This window comes from Caballeronia sp. LZ001 (assembly GCF_031450875.1).
Taxonomy (GTDB): Bacteria; Pseudomonadota; Gammaproteobacteria; order Burkholderiales; family Burkholderiaceae; genus Caballeronia.
In genome coordinates this window covers 2966408-2984560 of the sequence record NZ_JARTVX010000004.1, presented here as the reverse complement: position 1 = coordinate 2984560, position 18153 = coordinate 2966408, and the positions used below count along the sequence as shown (strand labels likewise).

The window sequence follows — 18153 nt, the reverse complement described above, 5'->3', positions numbered from 1 at the left end:
CGAAAAGAAATGCGTGGCCGTCGTGGTGACGACCTATCGCGGCTACAAGTCTACGGAAATCAAAATTTTCCCGCCGATAGCGTGCATTTTTTTCGTTATCACAGATTGCATATGTTGTTTTGCAGCATTAGCGCTGCGGCGCGAGGGCGCGTTCCGCATCCGCGTTCGAGATCGCCATGCGTTCGGCGAAGCTCGCAAGTTGGTCGTCGCCGATCTTGCCCACCGAAAAATACGTGCTCTCCGGGTGCGCGAGATAGAAACCCGACACGCTCGCGGCCGGCAACATGGCAAGCGACTCCGTCACGCTCATGCCGATTTCGCCTGCCTGAAGTACTTCGAACATATCGCGCTTGACGAGGTGATCCGGGCACGCCGGATAACCCGGCGCCGGGCGAATGCCGGCGTACTTTTCCGCGATGAGCGATTCGTTGTCCAGCGTTTCGTTTGCCGCATAGCCCCACAGATCGCGACGCACGCGCGCGTGCAGTGCTTCGGCGAATGCTTCGGCGAAACGGTCGGCCAGCGCCTTCAGCATGATTGCGCTGTAGTCGTCGTGATCGGCTTCGAACTGCTTTTCCTTCTTGTCGACGCCAAGGCCCGCCGTCACCGCGAACATGCCGATGTAGTCGGCCACGCCGGAATCTTTCGGCGCGATGAAGTCGGCAAGCGAGCGGTTCGGCCTTTGCACGCCATCGACAATCGGACGCACGCTTTGTTGACGCAGATTGCGCCATGTCATTGCGACTTGCGAGCGTGAGTCGTCCGTATAGATTTCGATGTCCTCGTCGTTCACCGTGTTCGCGGGCAGCAGCATGACCACGCCGTTCGCCTGAAGCCAGCGGCCCTGGATGATGCGCGAGAGCATGGACTTGCCGTCCGAGAACACGCGCCGCGCCGATTCGCCGACGATTTCATCGTTGAGAATCGCGGGGTAGGGGCCCGCGAGATCCCATGTCTGGAAGAACGGCGCCCAGTCGATATAAGTCGCTAACTCGGCCAAATCGTAATTCTTGAACACGCGCCGCCCGATGAAGCCCGGCTTTTTCGGCCGATACGCGCTCCAGTCGATCTTCGTCTTGTTGGCCCGCGCCTGGTCGTAAGTGACCATGGGCAGCGCCTTCTTGTTTGCGTGTTGCGTGCGGATGCGGTCGTAGTCGGTCTTCAGGTCGTCGAGATACTTCGCCGCACCCTCGTCCGACAGCAGGCTCGACGCCACCGAGACCGAACGCGACGCATCCGGCACATACACCACCGGCCCTTCGTAATGCGGCGCGATCTTCACGGCGGTGTGCACGCGCGAAGTCGTCGCGCCGCCGATCAGAAGCGGCGTCTGCTTGCCACGGAAGTAGTCGTCGCGCTGCATTTCGGACGCGACGTACGCCATCTCCTCGAGACTCGGCGTAATGAGTCCCGAGAGCCCGATGATATCCGCGCCTTCTTCCTTCGCCTTTTGCAGGATGGTCGCGCAGGGCACCATCACGCCCATGTTGACCACTTCGAAGTTGTTGCACTGGAGCACGACCGAGACGATGTTCTTGCCGATGTCGTGCACGTCGCCCTTCACGGTCGCGATGACGATCTTGCCCTTCGGCCGCACGTCGGCGCCTGCATCGGCGAGACGCTTCTTCTCTTCTTCGATGAACGGAATTAGATGCGCAACCGCCTGCTTCATCACGCGAGCGGACTTGACCACTTGCGGCAGGAACATCTTGCCCGCGCCGAACAGGTCGCCGACGACATTCATGCCGTCCATGAGCGGCCCTTCGATCACGTTGATCGGCCGGCCGCCTGCCTTCTCGATCTTCGCGCGCACTTCTTCCGTATCTTCGACGATGAAGTTCGTGATGCCGTGCACGAGCGCATGCGACAGACGCGCTTCGACCGGCTGATTACGCCATTCGAGGTTCTCCTCCTTTTTTGCCGCGCCGGTCTTGAACTTGTCGGCGACTTCGAGCAGACGGTCGGTGCCGTCGTCGCGACGATTGAGCACGACGTCTTCCACGCGTTCGCGCAACTCGGCGTCGAGATCGGCATAAACGCCGAGCTGGCCCGCGTTGACGATGCCCATGTCCATGCCCGCCTGAATGGCGTGGTAGAGGAACACGGTATGGATGGCTTCGCGCACGGGGTCGTTGCCGCGAAACGAGAACGACACGTTCGACACGCCGCCGCTCACCTTGGCGTGCGGCAAATTCTGTTTGATCCAGCGCGTGGCGTTGATGAAATCGACCGCGTAGTTGTTGTGCTCTTCGATGCCCGTCGCGATAGCGAAGATGTTCGGATCGAAGATGATGTCCTCGGGCTCGAAACCCACTTCGTTCACGAGGATGTCGTAGGAGCGCTTGCAGATTTGCGTCTTGCGCTCGAAGGTATCGGCTTGCCCTTGCTCGTCGAAGGCCATGACCACGGATGCCGCGCCGTAGCGACGGATCAGGTTCGCGTGATGACGGAACGCGTCCTCGCCTTCCTTGAGCGAGATCGAGTTGACGATAGCCTTGCCTTGCACGCATTTGAGACCGGCTTCGATCACCTCGAACTTCGACGAGTCGATCATGATCGGCACGCGCGCGATATCCGGCTCCGAGGCGATCAGATTCAGAAAGCGCACCATGGCGGCTTTCGAATCGAGCATGGCCTCGTCCATGTTGATGTCGATAACCTGCGCGCCGTTCTCGACCTGCTGACGCGCGACGGCGAGCGCTTCATCGAACTGGCCGTTCAGGATCATGCGCGCGAACGCCTTCGAGCCGGTCACGTTCGTGCGCTCGCCGACGTTGATGAAGAGCGAGCTGTCGGTGACGTTGAATGGCTCGAGGCCGGAGAGGCGCATGGTGTGGTCGGTCATGGTGTCTTTTATCTTGTCGTCGGTCGATGTCGGTATCGTCGTCAAGCAGCGTCGCGATACTGCGAAGGAAACGCGCGCGGCTTCACCTCGGCAAGCGCCTTCGCGATCTCCGCAATGTGCTCCGGCGTCGTCCCGCAGCAACCGCCCGCAAGGTTCACGAGCCCCGCCTGCGCAAACTCCTTCAGCAAGCCCGAGGTCACATCCGGTGTCTCGTCGAAGCCCGTATCGCTCATCGGATTCGGCAGGCCCGCGTTCGGATAGCACGAAACGTTGGTATCGCAGAGCTTCGCCAATTCGGCGATATACGGACGCATCAGCGCCGCGCCCAGTGCGCAGTTGAGGCCGAAGGTCAGCGGCTTCGCATGCCGCAGCGAGTTCCAGAAGGCTTCGACCGTCTGTCCCGACAAGATGCGGCCCGACGCATCCGTTACCGTGCCCGAGATCATGATCGGCAGGAGTTCGTTCGTGTCCTCGAACAGCTCGTCGAGCGCGAAGAGCGCGGCTTTCGCGTTCAAGGTGTCGAAGATGGTCTCGACGAGGAACAGATCGCAGCCCGCGTCGAGCAACGCCTTCGCCTGATCGTAATAAGCCTCGCGCAATTCGTCGAAGGTCACGTTGCGCGCGCCGGGATCGTTCACGTCGGGCGAGATGCTTGCGGTCTTGGGCGTCGGTCCGATCGCGCCCGCCACGAAGCGCGGCTTGTCGGGCGTGGAGAAGGCATCGCAGGCGGCACGCGCGAGCTTCGCCGACTCGACGTTCATCTCGATAGCCAGGTCTTCCATGCCGTAGTCGGCCTGCGCCACGCGTGTCGCGCCAAACGTATTCGTCTCGATGATGTCCGCGCCCGCCGCCAGATACTTGTCGTGAATCTCGCGGATGATCTGCGGCTGCGTGATCGAAAGCAGTTCGTTGTTGCCCTTGATGTCGCGTGCGTAGTCCTTGAAGCGCTCGCCACGGTACGCGGCTTCGTCGAGCTTGTAGCGCTGGATCATCGTGCCCATCGCGCCATCCAGGATGAGGATGCGTTTCTGCAAGAGCGCGGAGAGCGCGGCGCCGCGCGTGTAGACGCGCGAAGGAGCTTTGGATGTGGCGTTCTGGTTCATGACGGACGGGCCCTGCACCAATGTGAAATAGTCTGCATTGTAGCCGCAGCGCGGCTCGATCGCCGTGTGCGGGAGCGCTCGCGGACATGGCGCCGATGCAAAAAAAGAACCCCGCCTGGTTGCCCGGACGGGGTCTTTCGTGTCGCATGCTGCCGTGATCACCGCTGCTGGAGCGGGCGCGACGCGGCACTCAACCGCGCGCGCAGTCGAGTTTCAGTGGAGCACCACCGGCTGATTCATCAAGATATCGAACTGACCGAGGAATTCATCGACGTCTTCGAGCGACGGTTCTTCTTCGATCAGTTTCTGCACGTGCTCGCGAAACTTGGCGGCAAGCGCACCATCGATGAAGATTTCCCGCTGCGTATTTTTGTCGACGATCTCATAGCCGCCCGACATCATCGCGAGATGATTGTCCTGCGGCGGGAACTCGACGACGCAATAGTTAGGGCTGTTGTAGATCATTTGCATGGCGACACTCCTTATTCCTTTTGCTCCTGGCAATCCTGCACCGTAATTGGAGCGCTCGGGTGGGAATTCAAGGGGTGGCCTCGACGTGATGCCGGTTTATCGAGGCTTTCTTGTGAAGCTTTTGACGCGAAAAGCTTATGACGCGGACGTGCGCAAGAAGTCATTCAACAATGCGCAAAACCGTTGCGACTCCTCGACCGGGCTTAGGTGCGCTGCGTTGAGTAGTTCGAATCGCGCGCCTGGTACGGTATCGGCAATCACCTGAGATGCAGCATGTGGCGTGCCACTGTCGTGCTCGCCGGCAATTACCAGCGTGGATTTGTCGATGGCTGCGAGCTTGTCCCGGACGTTGAAACGGCTGATTGCTTCAGCCGCGCGGGCGAAACCTTCGACGGCCGTTTGCGCAATTGTTTCGCCAATTTGCTCGACCACTTCCGGATGCGCCTTGCGAAATTGCGGCGTCAGCCAGCGTTCGAGCGTTGCATCCACCATACTCGCTACGCCGTTTTCGCGCACGGAAGCTGCCCGTTGACGAAAGGTAGGCTGCGCTTCTTCTGGAATAAACGCCGGCGCACCGACGACCGTCAGCGAATCCACTTTATCCGCATGGTTGATCGCAAACGTCTGCGCGACCATGCCGCCAATGGATAAGCCCACAAGGTGCGTGGTCTTTGCGCCGAGCTTGTCGAGCAATTCGGCCAGGTCATCGGCGAGGTCCCCGATACTGAACGCGTCCTGCGATACCGCAGTCCTTCCATGTCCGCGCAGGTCATAACGCAACACGTTGTAGCCATGACGGAAGTATCCCGCCATCTGGTCCCACACCGAGAGATCGCCTCCAAGTTGGTGGATGAAGGTGAGCGTCGGGCCGCCGCCTTCGTTGTCGAGAACATACCGTGTGTCGATGCCATTGATCGTCAACTGCATATCGGCTCCGTGGAGAATGCGGTTTGCGCTGCTGTCTCCGTTTTTCGTGCGCACAGCGGTGTCAGGTCGAGGTCCGGGCCACTGCATTGCCGTGACGCGGATTCTTCATACGCATCCGGCGTGCCTGAATCGTCGTCTTAGCGCGCATCGGGAGCTATTTCAACTTGTCCGCCCACAGCATTTCGATCTGCATGCCATTCGGTTCGGTTTGCAGAATACGCACAGGCAGCCAGCCGAGCGCGGGCGCGAGCCAGATGTCGAGCTTGCGTTTGTCCCCTTCGCGGCGCGGCAGGCGCGTGAAGTGGCGCGCTGTGGTGAATCCGCCGCGCGACTGCACGTTTTCGTCGCCGACGGTTTCGAGTGCCCAGACTTCGTTGCTGTCGTTATCGGCGACGCTGAACTGGCGCGTCACGCCAGGCTTGTATTGATCGGGCGATCCGCGCACCAGACTGGACAATTGCATGACCACGCTGAAGCGGTCCTGCGCACCATCGGCGAGCGGCTGGCTATTGGGCGTACGCGTATAGACGATCTGTCTGGTCTCGCGATTAAACACGGCGATATCGGCGGCGCGGCGGCCGCGTTGTTCGGAATATTGGTCCGGCGCGATGCCGAAGCTATCGATGTGACCTTTGCTCGAATAGACGTATGGACCGACGAAGGGCAGCGGAATGGAAACGACCATCTCGTAATGCTGTCCATCGTTCGTCCAGTGAATGGTGCCGGTCTGATTCATGACGCCGTTCACCAGCGTGTCGTAACGAAGCTCGCCGGATGGCGGCACGCTGAACTTGTCGCCGGATGCGACGGCTGGCTGCGATGCAGGCACGGCAGCTTGCGCAGATGCAGAAGCGGCAGAAGCGGCAGAAGCGGCTGCAATCGCGGCGGCTTGTGCTTGGGCGGTGTCGTCATCGGCAACGACTGGGGTGACAGGCGGCGCGGGTGTTGTTGAAGGTGTAAGCGTTGGCGCCGGTGCGGCTGGTTTCGGCTGGGGTGTGGGCTTCGGTGGTTCGACAGCCTTCGTCGGTGCAGGTTTGACGGGCGTCTGTGCAGGCGTGGGAGGCTGTGGCGCAGGCGGCGCAACCGGTTTCTGTGTCAACAGTTCGACCTGCACGGGTGGGTTTTCCGGCGGCGGATTAACCGGCCGTTGCGCACGGCCAACCCAGCGCATCGCGCCCAGGTGCAGACACACGACGATCAGAATGACCAGCGCCCAGCGGCCCCAGCGGCGCGGAGGATTTTCGGCATCGGATGGCTCGCCGGATGCGAAAGCAGTACTTCGACGGCGAAACGGGAAAAGTGGCATTGAACGAAGCGACGGAAAGGCGCGTGTTACGGAACACGAGGAACGTTTTCGACACATTTGAACGAAACGATGTTCCTTGAATGCGCCTCGCACGCGAAGCTTTTACAAAACGCGTCAAAGCGAGCGCCCGTCTTCCGCATAACCCAGCTCATACGACAAACCGCGCGCGCATTCACGCAGCGCGGAATCGATTTCACCGCCCCAGCGCGTGTCGAACGCGCCTTCGTGACCCAGTGCGATCAAACCCAGTGCGAGTTCGCCCGTCGAATCGAAAACCGGCGTGCAGAATGCATGAATCGATGGCAACAGCATGCCTTCCACGCGCGCCGCGCCCTGTTCGCGCACATCGGCGAGAAGCGGCTCGACATCCGCGAGCGTTTTCCGCGTGGTGGCGAGTTCACGCGCGAGCATCGCCTGCGTCTTGCTGCGCGGCAGGTAAGCCGCGAACAGCAGACCAGTTGCCGACGAAAGCAGCGGCATGACATCGCCGAGCTTGAGCGATGCCTTCGCCGGATAGCTCGATTCCATCCAGTGCACGACGGTCGGCCCCTGATTGCCCCACACGGCGATGCCGACCGTCTGATCCAGCCTGTCGCGCAATTGCGCAAGCGCCAGGCGCGCGAGCTTCACGCCATCGACGCGTGCAAGGCGTGCCAGTCCCATCTGCAAGGCGAAGCCGCCGAGCTCGTAGCGCCCCGACAAAGGATCTTGCGATGCCAGCCCAAGCCGCACGAAGCTCACCAGATAGCGATGCGCCTTCGCCGGGCTCATGCCGGCCCGCTGCGCAAGATCGCGCAACATCATGGCACGCGGTTCGTTGGTGAGCACGTCGAGCAGACGAAAGCCGACTTCGATCGATTGAATGCCCGAGCGGGTTTTTTCTGAGGCGGTGTCGACGAGGTCGTCGTCTTGGAATTCATCCATCTGGAGCGCGTAAAAGGGCTTATGCCGAATGGCCGACTCATCGACCGGCGATTCACCATCGTAAAATAGATTTTCCTTAACGTCATCACGGCTTACCCTTCGCTCTATGAAACTCGCCACGCTGAAAGACGGCACGCGCGACGGCCAACTCGTCGTCGTCTCGCGCGACTTGCGCACCGCGGCCATCGCCGATGGAATCGTCTCGACGCTGCAACGCGCGCTCGACGACTGGGCCTTCTATGCGCCGCAACTCATGGACGTCTACGAAGCGCTGAATCAATCGCGCGCACGCAATAGCTTCACGTTCGAACCCAAAGCCTGCATGGCGCCGCTGCCGCGCGCCTTCCAGTGGGCGGACGGCTCGGCCTACGTGAATCACGTCGAACTCGTGCGGCGCGCGCGCGGCGCGGAAATGCCGCCCGAGTTCTGGACCGATCCGTTGATGTATCAGGGCGGTAGCGACGATTTCATCGGGCCGACGGACGATATCGTGTGCGCGTCCGAATCGTTCGGCATCGACTTCGAAGCGGAAGTGGCGGTCATCACGTCGGATGTCCCTATGGCGCCCACGCCCGATGAAGCGTTGAAGAGCGTGCGCTTGCTGATGCTCGTCAACGATGTGTCGTTGCGCAATCTGATTCCGCCCGAACTGGCGAAAGGCTTCGGCTTCTTTCAGAGCAAGCCCGCGAGCGCGTTCGCGCCCGTGGCCGTCACGCCCGACGAACTCGGCGACGCCTGGAGCGAAGGCCGCGTGCATCGCCCGATGATCGTGCACTGGAACGGCAAGAAGGTCGGTCAGCCGGAGTGCGGCGTCGACATGGTCTTCCACTTCGGCCAGTTGATCGCGCACGCGGCAAAGACGCGCAACCTGCGCGCGGGGTCCATCGTCGGCTCGGGCACCATCTCCAACAAGGACGCGCAGCGCGGCTACTGCTGTATCGCGGAGAAGCGCTGCCTCGAAGTCATCGAGCACGGCGCGGCAGAGACGGAGTTCATGAAGTTCGGCGACAGCGTGAAGATCGAGATGTTCGACGAGCGCGGCAAGTCCATTTTCGGCGCGATCGATCAGGCCGTGACGCAACTGGAGCACTAAGGCACCGAGCGCGCGGCGGGGTTTAGCCCGATGCGTCGCGAGCCTTTGCCGTCTTACACTTGCCGGGCGCTGCGGCGTGAATGAAGTTCGAACTAAAGCGCGAATAAAACAACAAGGAGACGTTCCATGCGCAAAGGCAAGTGGAGGATGGCGGCGGCGCTGGCATTCGCCTCGGTGTTCATGACGACCGGGGCCATCGCGCAGACGCCGCACGTGAAGATCGGTCTCGTGCTCTCGCTGACGGGGCCGGCTGCATCGCTTGGCATTCCGGCTCGGGAAACCGTCGCGCTTCTGCCCAAGGAAATGGGCGGCCGAGCGGTCGACTACATCGTGCTCGACGACGCATCCGACACCACGCAAGCGGTGCAGACCACGAAGAAGCTGATCAGCGAAGATCAGGTCGACGCGATCATCGGTTCGTCGATCACGCCGAACTCGCTCGCCATGATCGATGTCGTGTCGCAAGGTCAGACGCCCATGATCTCGCTCGCTTCGTCGGCGAAGATCATCGAGCCCGTGGACGACAAGCGGCGCTGGGTCTTCAAGACGCCGCAGACCGACGCGATGATGGCATCGGCCATTGCGGAACACGCGAGCAATCACGGCGTGAAGACGATTGCGTTCATCGGCCAGGCAGACGCGCTCGGCGAAACCTTCTACGCGGAAGTCGCGAAGTTCGCGCAGATCCACAAGATCGAAGTCGTGGCCAACGAGCGGTTCAATCGCACCGACCCGAGCGTGACCGGCCAGATTCTCAAGATTCTTGCGGCGAAGCCTGATGCCGTGGTCGTCGGCGCGGCCGGCACGCCTGCCGCCTTGCCACCCAAGACGCTCGCGCAGCGCGGCTTCAAGGGCAAGGTCTATCACAACCACGGCGTGGGTAATCGCGATTTCCTGCGCGTGTGCGGCACGGACTGCAACGGCACCTTTCTGCCTGCGAGCCCGGTGCTCGTCGCCGCCCAGTTGCCCGACGATCATCCGGCGAAGCGCCTCGCGCTCGCCTACATCAAACTGTACGAAACGAAGCAGGGCGCGGGCTCGGTCTCGGCGTTCGGCTCGTATGCGTGGGATGCGGGCATGCTGCTCGATCGCGCCGTGCCCATCGCGTTGAAAGCGGGCGCGCCCGGCACGCCCGCGTTTCGCGCCGCGCTGCGCGACGCGCTCGAAAGCACGAAGCAGTTCGCCGATACCAACGGGCAGGTCAACATGACGCCCAACGATCACATCGGTCTCGATCAACGCGCGCGCGTAATGGTCGAGATTCGCGACGGCAAATGGATCTATCAGCCGCGCTGAACGCAACCTGACATCGACATGACCGACCTTGCCCTGTACTCGAATTACCGCTCGCTCGAACTGCGCCGCCATGCGGATGGCGTGCTCGAAGTCGTGATGCCCGGCGCGGGCGCGAACAAAAGCGGCCTCTCTACCGCCAATGCCAACATGCATCGCGAACTCGCGGAAATTTGGCGCGATATCGACCGCGATCCCGACACGCGCGTCGCGCTGATTCGCGGCGAAGGCAAGGGCTTTTCGGCGGGCGGCGATCTCGGGCTCGTCGAGGAAATGGCCAACGACTTCGACGTGCGCGCCCGCGTGTGGCGCGAGGCGCGCGATCTCGTGTACAACGTGATCAACTGCAGCAAGCCTATCGTTTCCGCCATGCATGGTCCGGCCGTCGGCGCGGGACTCGTCGCGGGTTTGCTCGCGGATATCTCGATCGCATCGAAGACGGCGCGCATCATCGACGGCCATACGCGCCTGGGCGTTGCAGCGGGCGATCACGCGGCCATCGTCTGGCCGCTGCTGTGCGGCATGGCCAAGGCCAAGTACTATCTGTTGCTATGCGAGCCGGTGAGCGGCGAGGAAGCGGAACGCATCGGGCTCGTGTCGCTCGCGGTCGAGGAAAGCGACTTGATGCCGAAGGCGCTCGAAGTCGCGAACCGTCTCGCGCATGGCTCGCAGACCGCGATCCGCTGGACCAAGTACGCGCTGAACAACTGGCTGCGCTCGGCGGGACCCACATTCGATACGTCCCTCGCGCTCGAATTCATGGGTTTTGCAGGACCAGACGTGCACGAAGGCATGCGCTCGTTGCGAGAGCGTCGCGCGCCGGACTTCCCCGGCGGCGCGCCGTTCTGAATCGGGGCACCCGAACACCTTGCTGAGGAGAGAACAATGACCGACAACGCCGGCGGCAACTCGCCATTCACGATGCCCGGTTTTCCCGGATTCGGCCAGGCCGACATGATGGGCAAGATGTGGGAGCTGATGCGCCTGAATCCGTTCGCCGCCGCGATGCAGGGCGGCGGTCAGGGCATGAGTCCGTCGCTCTCGGCGATGTCCGACATGATGGCGCCGCTCACCAACATCGAGGAACTCGACAAGCGCGTGACCGACATGCGCGCGGTCGAGCAGTGGCTGAAGCTCAACCTCAGCATGCTGCAATCGGCGATTCAGGCGCTAGAGGTGCAGCGGGCGACACTCGCCACGTTGCGTGCGTTCGGCGCGTACGCGCAGACGTCGATGGAAGGCAAGCAAACGCCTGCCGAGAAGCCGAAATCTGCAGCCGGCTGGCCGATGACCGGCGCGGCGAAGGAAACGCCTCCGCCACAAGCGGCGGCGCAACCGGCGGCGTCGAGCGAGGAGTCGGAAGAAGCCAATGCGGATGCCGCGCTGCCGCCCGGGTTCGATCCGAGCGGCTGGTGGAACGTGCTGCAATCGCAGTTCAACCAACTGGCGCATCTCGCCATGATGCAGCCCGGCATGACGGGCGCGCCGGGTGTACAGCCGGAATCCGGTGACGCCGCGGCGTCCTCGACATCCGACTCCGATAACGGCGACAAGGCGTCCGATACCGCCGCGAAGAAAGCGCCCGCAAGGAAAGCCGCGCCGCGCAAGAAAGCAGAGTAGTCGAGCTAGCTGCCGGGGGCACACACATTCCTCCGGCTTATTTTTGCTTTCGGGCAAGTTCCTCGTATGCTCTGCCCGATTCCACTTTTAACGCTCGGCGTGCGTCCAAACGCCGACTCTCTCCGTATATCCAATGGCGCAACAGTCCGCCCGGACGTATCGCGGGCGGTTCGTTGTATGGCAATCGTTCGTTCCCCGCAATCGCGACGCCGCTGATCGGACTAGTTTTTGTCTATGATTGGATGGTTGTTCGGAAGGTTTTGTCCATCCGCGCTGCCGGGAACGCCTTGTGCGAGTGTACGTGTGTTCGCTTTCAATCCGAATTGTCCATGACAAATCAATCTGAGCAAGAATTCGAACGGGTGCCCGACGGGACGGCGTCATCCGAAAGATCGTCCTACAGCCATTCGGCTGAATTCGCGGTATCCGGCGTTGGTATCGGTGCAATCGCGCAGGAAATAGGTCTGACAAAAGACACCTTGCGCGTTTGGGAGCGCCGCTACGGCTTTCCGCAACCCATGCGTTCAGCCGGCGGCGAACGCCTGTATCCGCAAGAGCAGGTGTCCAAGCTGCGGCTCGTCAAACGTCTGCTGGATGCGGGACATCGGCCGAGCAAGGTTCTCGTGCAGCCAGTCGAAGCACTGCAGGAACTGGCGCAGTCGTCGGGTGTGGGACAGGATGCGCCGGACGTCGAACTCGATCACATGGTTTCGCTGCTGCGCTCGGGCGCCTATGACGAGTTCCGGTTTCTGCTCTTGAAGCGCGCGACCCGCGACGGTTTGGAACGTTTCGTCGTGGACGTGGCGGCGCCGCTCGCGGCTCGCGTCGGCAACGCGTGGGCAGCGGGTACGCTGCAGGTGTACCACGAGCATCTCTTCAGCGAAGCGATTCAAGGCACTCTGCGCTCCCTGATTCGACCGCTCTCCGATGCGTTGCGCGGACGTGGCGGACGCCCGCGCGTGCTGCTCACCACTTTGTCGGGCGAAGGTCATGGGCTTGGCATTCTGTTGGCAGAGGCCATGTTTACTCTGTCTGAATGCGACTGCATGCAGCTCGGCCTGCAGACACCGCTCACCGATATCGTCGAAGCGGTGAAGATGCATTACATCGATATCGTGGCGCTGTCGTTTTCGGCCGTGCTTCCGGCGCAGTCCATCGCCAATGGCGTAACGGACCTGCGCAACATGCTTCCACCACACGTGCGCATTTGGGTCGGCGGTAGCAGTCCTGCATTGCGTCGCAAGTTTCAGGAAGGCGTCGACCACCTCCCTGGACTTGGACCTATCGACGAAACAGTGGCCGAGTGGCGTCAATCCGCCGTGCTATGATCGGCGAACGCCGCTGACGCAGGGCTCGGCGCAATTGCGGCGAGCCTCGACCATGTCACATGATAGTCGGCAGCGGCAGGCATCATCGGCGGAACAACGCCTCGGGCAGCACACGCGGCTGCCGATCGAACATACCTCAGGCACAGGACTCGCTCCTCACCCACGGTAGAAAAGACGCTGACAACGCAACATTGCACGTAAGTGCAGTGTTTACGCGGAGCGCAACGCGTACCGCGCGCCATTAACTGGCGCTTCATTGTCGGTTTTCGTCTTTGGCCGTCGCAATCCCGCGTAAAATTGAAAGCTTGGCTGCTTGCGTGCAGCAATTCGCGCCGCACGCTCGTGCCGAAGATCTTAGATATAACGTCGCATAAGTGGCATCAGGGGTGGACAATGAACACCATGCTTTATCCGGAACTGTACAAATCGCTGGAATCCGTCCGTTGGGACATGGAGAAGGACATTCCATGGGACAAGTTCGACGCGTCTCTGCTCACCGACGAGCAGGCCAAGACGATCAAGATGAACGCGATCACCGAATGGTCCGCTCTTCCTGCAACCGAGATGTTCCTGCGTGACAATCACAACGACAGTGACTTCTCGGCTTTCATCAGCGTGTGGTTTTTCGAAGAACAGAAACACTCGCTCGTCCTGATGGAATATCTGCGGCGCTTCAAACCCGAGTTCGTGCCGAGCGAAGAAGAACTGCACGAAGTGCGCTTCGAATTCGATCCCGCGCCGCCGCTCGAAACGCTCATGCTGCATTTCTGCGGCGAGATTCGCCTGAATCACTGGTATCGCCGTGCGGCCGAATGGCATACCGAGCCTGTCATCAAGCATATCTACGAAACCATTTCGCGCGACGAAGCGCGTCACGGTGGCGCGTATCTTCGCTACATGAAGAAGGCGCTCGTGCAAGCGGGCGACACCGCGCGCGCCGCCTTCGCCAAGATTGGCGTGTTGATGGCGTCGGCGCGTCGCACGGAAAAGCCGCTGCATCCCACGAATCTGCATGTGAATCAGGCGCTCTTTCCGCGTGATACGGTGCAGTCGCGTCTGCCGGACCCCGAATGGCTCGAGCGCTGGCTCGACGACCAGATCCGCTTCGACGACAGTTGGGAAAAGAAGGTCGTGGAGCGCATTCTGCACAACCTCTCGATTCTTTTCGAGCGCTCGTTCGTGACCGCGCAGGAGTTGAACCGCTATCGCAAGGAAGTGGTGCAGCGTCTGCAAGCGGCATCGGGCGGTGCGGCGGAACAGCCTGCCTGAGTTCTGGCTGGCTTCGGTCGCAATGGGTGAAACGGCTCGCCGGAGCAATCCGGCGGGCCGTTTTGCTTATGACCTCTGGAGGACGTTCGGAGGAACGTACTCGCGTGGCACAATCGCGCTTCGAGTTCTACTGCACTGAGCGCCGCCATGCCCGCCACTTTCGAACGCAAGATCACCACGCGCGATGCGCTCGCCGCGCTTCGCTTAAACCTCGCCGGACCGGTTGTTTTCACCAACGGCGTCTTCGACATTCTTCATCGCGGTCACGTCAGTTATCTCGCGGATGCGAAAGCGCTTGGCGCGACGCTCATCGTCGGCGTGAACAGCGATGCCTCCGTGCGCACGCTCGGCAAGGGCGACGATCGGCCGATCAATCGCGAAGACGATCGCATGGCGTTGCTGGCGGCGCTCGAGAGCGTGGACTGGGTGGTGAAGTTCGAAGAGACGACGCCGCTGCAACTCATCGATGCAGTGCATCCCGATGTGCTCGTGAAGGGCGGCGATTACGACATGGACAAGCTCGCGGAATCGGCGCTCGTGCGAGGTTGGGGCGGCACGGCGCTGGCCATTCCGTTCGAGCATGACCGGTCGACGACTGCGTTGCTCAGGAAGGTTCGCGCGCAGGGTTGAGTTGCTTGTTGGGGCATAGGCGCAAGGCACGGGAATCGCCCGTCAAGGCTGCGCGCATTCATTCGCCAAGGCACACATAAGGGTTTGCACGCCGAGCAGTACATGGACTCCACGCCGAATCGCAGACCGACAAACACGATGACACCGCCGGCGCAGACGCGAGCCCACGCATTGAATCACCGGCCGAATATCAGGCTGGGCCGCACGGTGAGACATTCACGAACAGCGACGAACTCACAAGTTATATGCACTCACCGGCCAAGTGAGCGCACCTGAATTCGCGGCAGGCGCGGGATCGAAAACGAAGCGCGCGCCGTACGCAGTCACTGGCCAAGCGGCCGCTCCTGCACATTTGCAGCAGGCGCGGGCGCGCCGACTTGCGGCTGATCCGCCGCCTCTTCGGGATGCAGCGCCCGCGTCACCAGCGTTTCCGGATGCACCTGTTCCAGCAGATGATGCGGCTCGCGCGCGCCGGCCGCGGGCAGCGGTCCGAAAGTGCTGCGCACGATCGCGAACATCAGCAGATTGGCCAAAATGAGTAGGGCGATCAGCCAGCGCAGCATGCTTGGGCTCCGTCAATCAATCAGAGAGTTTGCGAGATATCGGCGCAGTCGCGTCGCGCGCGATGAGCGCCAGGCCGGACAGCACGAGTGAATCATGGCGAGTATGCGGCACGGACAGCGCGCCCGCGATTTCATTCGCCGCGCCGCCGCCCAGCACGAGACGCACTTCGGCTTGCCATTGCGCGCGCAGATCGTGCCACGCGCGCTCGATGAGACTCGCTTGCGCGAGCAGGCAGCCGGCGGAAAGCGCGGCGGCGGTATCGGTGGCGAAGCGACTCGCGGTTCGGTCGAGCGCGGCGCGTGCCGATGCGGCATCGAGCGTCGGCAACTGCGCCGTGTTGCTGCCGAGCGATTGCATCATCAACGACCAGCCCGGCGCGATCAGGCCGCCGATGAACGTGCCATCCGCGCGCAAGGCTTCGAGCGTCGTCGCCGTGCCTAAGGTGGCAATCAGCAGATGTTCGCCGGGAAATGCTGCCCGCGCGCCGATCATGCCTGACCAGCGGTCGCTGCCGAGGCGTTCCGGTGCCGTGTAGCCATTGACTACGCCGCATTGCCGCGCTTTCGCCCGGACGACCGTTCGCCGCAGATCGGGCCAGCGTACATCCAGCATACGTTCGATGCGCGCTTGCACCGAGGCGCCCGCCACGTTGGAAATCCACACGCTCGATGGCGTGGGTAACGCGGACCAGGCGGCTTCGGTCGATGGCGTCGCTGGCGCTGTTGCTTCGGACGTTATGGACGCGTCATCGCCGTTGGGTGCTTTATTCGCGTGCGTGTGCGCCGACGAATCGCGTGCCTCGAATGCTTCATGAAGCGGCTTCGGCGCCGGGTCAGCTTGCACGGTCGCTTGTGAGAACGCGAAGCCGCGTGCATCGGCCGCGTCATGAGGTGACTTCGGCGCTAAGTCACTTTGCGCGGGCGTTTGCGAGAGCGCGGAGCCGCGTGCATCGAGCGCACCATGAAGCGGCTTCACGACGTCGCCAAGACCCGTCTCCTCACGCTCATGCTCGAACGCCCCGTTCGCCATCCACTCGCCGCGCGAATCCACGAGCGCCCATTTGATTCGGCTATTGCCCGCGTCGATCAGCAAACACGGCGCCTCGCTCACGGACGCTCCTTCGCCAGGCGCAAACTCAGTTCGCCCGTTGCGACGACGCGCGGTCCTTCGGGCGCGTCGATCAGCAGATGGCCTCCGTCATCCACACCCGCCGCAATGCCACGCGTCACTTCCAGACCCTGATCGATCAACACGACTTCGCGCCCGGCGTAGGCATGCGCGTCCATCCAGCGCTGCCGAAACGGGCGGAAGCCTTCGGCTTCGAAGCGCGGCAGCGCGGCGTCGAGCGCGTTCAATAGCGCAGCGAGCGTCTCGGTAAGGTTCGCATCGGGCCAGGCGCGCGCAAGCGCGGCCGGGGTCGCGCCCGGTGCGGCCGAGTTTGCCTGGCGATGCACGTCATCGATCTGAGCGGCGAGCCGTTCGACGCCATGCAAGTTGATGCCGATGCCGATCACCACCGCCGTCGCTTGCGGCGTGCTCCATGCCGTTTCGATGAGGATGCCGGCGAGCTTGCCGTCGTCGAGCAGGACGTCGTTGGGCCACTTGAGCGCCGGACGCGCGGACGGCGTGAGCGGCAGGCGCGCGAGCGCGTCGAGCACGGCGGTGCCGATGGCGAGACTCAGACCCGAAAGCCCCTCGATGGGCCGCTTCAGCACATAACCGACCGACATCAGAAGCGCGTTGCCCGGCTCCGCGAGCCACGCGCGGCCACGTCTTCCGCGTCCCGCTGTCTGCAGATAAGCGATGCGCGCAAGCGGCGCGCTTGCTTCCTCGTGCGATTTGTCGCGCGGCTGGGCGCGAAATTTCGCGAGCAGGTCGGCATTGGTGGAGCCCGTTTCATCGACGATTTCGATGGTCCACTCGCGGGCAGGCCGCTCGGCCAGCGTCGCGAGCCGGTTACGGTCGATGCGCCACGGCGCGTCCGGGGCGAAGGAAGAGGGTGGGTTCATGGCGGGTATTGTAGCGGCGCGCCCTTACGCCGGATGCCTTCACCTCACGCTAAACGAGCGAGATCTTCAGCCGCTTGCCGCAAGCCGCAGCGTACTTGCGCAAAGTCGATACCGATGGCGAATGTTTTTCGCTGGCAAGCGATGCTTCGAGCCGCGCGACGGCGGACGCGGTCGTTCCCATGCGTTCGGCGACTTGCGCTTGTGTCAGGCCCGCTGCCACGCGCGCGTCGAGAAAGGCTTCGAGCGGCGCATATTTGCTTTCGAGTGCATCGTAAGCGGCCTTGAATTCCGGGTCCGCCATCATGCGCTCAGTGTCTTCGCGCGTGTGGGGAACCGGAGCGTAGCGCTCTTCCAGTTCGCGTTGCAGCCGGGTTTTAGCCATTGCGTTTCGTCTCCATCATGCGCTTGCGGGCAATGCGTAATTCGTCGTCGGGCGTCTGCTGCGTCTTCTTGACGAAGGAGTGCAACATGACGATCCGCTGGCCGAGCAGCGTGCAATAAAACACTCGCCCGATACCTTCTTCGCCGTGCGGTCGAAGTTCGAACAGACCATCGCCGAGCGCCCGTGAATGCGGCAGCCGCAACGCGGGGTCGTGCTTCATCAGGATTCGCAGCAGTCTCAAGTAGTCTGAACGGATGCCTGTCGGCAGCGAAAAGATCTCGCGCTTCACGCGGGCGTTGTAGTACGCAATCGTCCAGTCGCCAGTTTCTGAGGTTAGCATATTTGATAACAAGAGGCCGGATTTCCAGTTGCCAGTTTTTCGTGACCGG

Annotated in this window: 18 protein-coding genes; 7 read left to right on the top strand and 11 right to left on the bottom strand. The window is 62.1% G+C overall.

Translation table 11 applies throughout. The features are described from left to right. Positions 1-127 precede the first annotated feature (127 nt). The 6 genes from metH to P9292_RS24830 all read right to left on the bottom strand — a co-directional run bounded on the left by metH (position 128) and on the right by P9292_RS24830 (position 7576). Positions 128-2845, bottom strand: a complete 2718-nt coding sequence (metH, locus tag P9292_RS24855) for a methionine synthase (RefSeq protein ID WP_309964169.1) — start codon at positions 2843-2845, stop codon at positions 128-130. 41 nt (positions 2846-2886) lie between these two features. Continuing rightward, positions 2887-3948 carry a homocysteine S-methyltransferase family protein gene (locus P9292_RS24850; RefSeq protein WP_309961709.1) on the bottom strand — a complete coding sequence of 354 codons (1062 nt, stop codon included), beginning with the start codon at positions 3946-3948 and terminating at the stop codon, positions 2887-2889. Between the two features lie 213 nt (positions 3949-4161). After that, positions 4162-4419 (bottom strand): DUF3567 domain-containing protein, encoded by a 258-nt coding sequence (locus tag P9292_RS24845; RefSeq protein WP_244826831.1) that lies wholly within the window; start codon positions 4417-4419, stop codon positions 4162-4164. A 135-nt stretch (positions 4420-4554) separates the two neighbouring features. Then, positions 4555-5346, bottom strand: a complete 792-nt coding sequence (locus P9292_RS24840) for an alpha/beta fold hydrolase (protein ID WP_309961706.1) — start codon at positions 5344-5346, stop codon at positions 4555-4557. Positions 5347-5500: 154 nt separating this feature from the next. Next, positions 5501-6652, bottom strand: a complete 1152-nt coding sequence (locus tag P9292_RS24835; protein ID WP_309961704.1) for a DUF3108 domain-containing protein — start codon at positions 6650-6652, stop codon at positions 5501-5503. A 114-nt stretch (positions 6653-6766) separates the two neighbouring features. Beyond that, positions 6767-7576, bottom strand: coding sequence for an IclR family transcriptional regulator (locus P9292_RS24830; protein ID WP_309961703.1), 810 nt, complete (start codon positions 7574-7576; stop codon positions 6767-6769). Between the two features lie 106 nt (positions 7577-7682). Between P9292_RS24830 and P9292_RS24825 the strand changes: the two genes are divergently transcribed. The 7 genes from P9292_RS24825 (at position 7683) to rfaE2 (ending at position 14809) form a co-directional block, all read left to right on the top strand. Further along, on the top strand, positions 7683-8669 hold the full coding sequence (locus tag P9292_RS24825) for a fumarylacetoacetate hydrolase family protein (RefSeq protein ID WP_309961700.1): 987 nt from the start codon (positions 7683-7685) through the stop codon (positions 8667-8669). A 126-nt stretch (positions 8670-8795) separates the two neighbouring features. Next, complete coding sequence (locus P9292_RS24820) at positions 8796-9965, top strand: ABC transporter substrate-binding protein (RefSeq protein WP_309961697.1); 1170 nt, start codon at positions 8796-8798, stop codon at positions 9963-9965. Between the two features lie 18 nt (positions 9966-9983). Continuing rightward, positions 9984-10811 carry an enoyl-CoA hydratase/isomerase family protein gene (locus tag P9292_RS24815; protein ID WP_250525309.1) on the top strand — a complete coding sequence of 276 codons (828 nt, stop codon included), beginning with the start codon at positions 9984-9986 and terminating at the stop codon, positions 10809-10811. A 36-nt stretch (positions 10812-10847) separates the two neighbouring features. Continuing rightward, the gene (locus P9292_RS24810) at positions 10848-11582 is read left to right on the top strand and encodes a PhaM family polyhydroxyalkanoate granule multifunctional regulatory protein (protein ID WP_309961693.1); all 735 of its coding nucleotides are present in this window, start codon (positions 10848-10850) and stop codon (positions 11580-11582) included. Positions 11583-11911: 329 nt separating this feature from the next. Then, positions 11912-12910, top strand: a complete 999-nt coding sequence (locus P9292_RS24805; RefSeq protein ID WP_309961691.1) for a MerR family transcriptional regulator — start codon at positions 11912-11914, stop codon at positions 12908-12910. A 393-nt stretch (positions 12911-13303) separates the two neighbouring features. Continuing rightward, positions 13304-14179 (top strand): ferritin-like domain-containing protein, encoded by an 876-nt coding sequence (locus tag P9292_RS24800; RefSeq protein ID WP_244826839.1) that lies wholly within the window; start codon positions 13304-13306, stop codon positions 14177-14179. Between the two features lie 147 nt (positions 14180-14326). Continuing rightward, positions 14327-14809: a D-glycero-beta-D-manno-heptose 1-phosphate adenylyltransferase gene (rfaE2, locus tag P9292_RS24795; protein WP_244826840.1), complete on the top strand. Its 483-nt coding sequence runs from the start codon at positions 14327-14329 to the stop codon at positions 14807-14809. Positions 14810-15132: 323 nt separating this feature from the next. Here the strand turns inward: rfaE2 and P9292_RS24790 are convergent, their stop codons facing one another. From P9292_RS24790 to P9292_RS24765, 5 genes are all read right to left on the bottom strand, one after another. Next, positions 15133-15372 (bottom strand): hypothetical protein, encoded by a 240-nt coding sequence (locus P9292_RS24790; protein ID WP_244826841.1) that lies wholly within the window; start codon positions 15370-15372, stop codon positions 15133-15135. Positions 15373-15388: 16 nt separating this feature from the next. Further along, positions 15389-16216 carry a type III pantothenate kinase gene (locus P9292_RS24785; protein WP_309964166.1) on the bottom strand — a complete coding sequence of 276 codons (828 nt, stop codon included), beginning with the start codon at positions 16214-16216 and terminating at the stop codon, positions 15389-15391. A gap of 263 nt (positions 16217-16479) precedes the next feature. Next, a complete protein-coding gene (locus P9292_RS24775; protein WP_309961688.1) occupies positions 16480-17382 on the bottom strand; it encodes a biotin--[acetyl-CoA-carboxylase] ligase in 903 nt (300 codons plus the stop codon). Between the two features lie 49 nt (positions 17383-17431). Beyond that, a complete protein-coding gene (locus P9292_RS24770; protein ID WP_244826843.1) occupies positions 17432-17764 on the bottom strand; it encodes a helix-turn-helix domain-containing protein in 333 nt (110 codons plus the stop codon). Beyond that, complete coding sequence (locus P9292_RS24765) at positions 17757-18104, bottom strand: type II toxin-antitoxin system RelE/ParE family toxin (protein WP_309961686.1); 348 nt, start codon at positions 18102-18104, stop codon at positions 17757-17759. Before P9292_RS24765 ends, P9292_RS24770 begins: the two co-directional genes overlap by 8 nt. Positions 18105-18153 lie beyond the last annotated feature (49 nt).

Excerpts from the sequence above, each read along its gene's own strand:
- P9292_RS24815 (WP_250525309.1), top strand. The coding sequence starts at position 9,984 with ATGACCGACCTTGCCCTGTACTCGAATTACCGCTCGCTCGAACTGCGC.
- P9292_RS24845 (WP_244826831.1), bottom strand. The coding sequence starts at position 4,419 with ATGCAAATGATCTACAACAGCCCTAACTATTGCGTCGTCGAGTTCCCG.
- P9292_RS24800 (WP_244826839.1), top strand. The coding sequence starts at position 13,304 with ATGAACACCATGCTTTATCCGGAACTGTACAAATCGCTGGAATCCGTC.
- P9292_RS24835 (WP_309961704.1), bottom strand. The coding sequence starts at position 6,652 with ATGCCACTTTTCCCGTTTCGCCGTCGAAGTACTGCTTTCGCATCCGGC.
- metH (WP_309964169.1), bottom strand. The coding sequence starts at position 2,845 with ATGACCGACCACACCATGCGCCTCTCCGGCCTCGAGCCATTCAACGTC.
- P9292_RS24765 (WP_309961686.1), bottom strand. The coding sequence starts at position 18,104 with ATGCTAACCTCAGAAACTGGCGACTGGACGATTGCGTACTACAACGCC.
- P9292_RS24850 (WP_309961709.1), bottom strand. The coding sequence starts at position 3,948 with ATGAACCAGAACGCCACATCCAAAGCTCCTTCGCGCGTCTACACGCGC.
- P9292_RS24805 (WP_309961691.1), top strand. The coding sequence starts at position 11,912 with ATGACAAATCAATCTGAGCAAGAATTCGAACGGGTGCCCGACGGGACG.
- P9292_RS24830 (WP_309961703.1), bottom strand. The coding sequence starts at position 7,576 with ATGGATGAATTCCAAGACGACGACCTCGTCGACACCGCCTCAGAAAAA.
- P9292_RS24775 (WP_309961688.1), bottom strand. The coding sequence starts at position 17,382 with ATGAACCCACCCTCTTCCTTCGCCCCGGACGCGCCGTGGCGCATCGAC.
- P9292_RS24820 (WP_309961697.1), top strand. The coding sequence starts at position 8,796 with ATGCGCAAAGGCAAGTGGAGGATGGCGGCGGCGCTGGCATTCGCCTCG.
- P9292_RS24790 (WP_244826841.1), bottom strand. The coding sequence starts at position 15,372 with ATGCTGCGCTGGCTGATCGCCCTACTCATTTTGGCCAATCTGCTGATG.
- P9292_RS24770 (WP_244826843.1), bottom strand. The coding sequence starts at position 17,764 with ATGGCTAAAACCCGGCTGCAACGCGAACTGGAAGAGCGCTACGCTCCG.
- rfaE2 (WP_244826840.1), top strand. The coding sequence starts at position 14,327 with ATGCCCGCCACTTTCGAACGCAAGATCACCACGCGCGATGCGCTCGCC.
- P9292_RS24810 (WP_309961693.1), top strand. The coding sequence starts at position 10,848 with ATGACCGACAACGCCGGCGGCAACTCGCCATTCACGATGCCCGGTTTT.
- P9292_RS24825 (WP_309961700.1), top strand. The coding sequence starts at position 7,683 with ATGAAACTCGCCACGCTGAAAGACGGCACGCGCGACGGCCAACTCGTC.
- P9292_RS24840 (WP_309961706.1), bottom strand. The coding sequence starts at position 5,346 with ATGCAGTTGACGATCAATGGCATCGACACACGGTATGTTCTCGACAAC.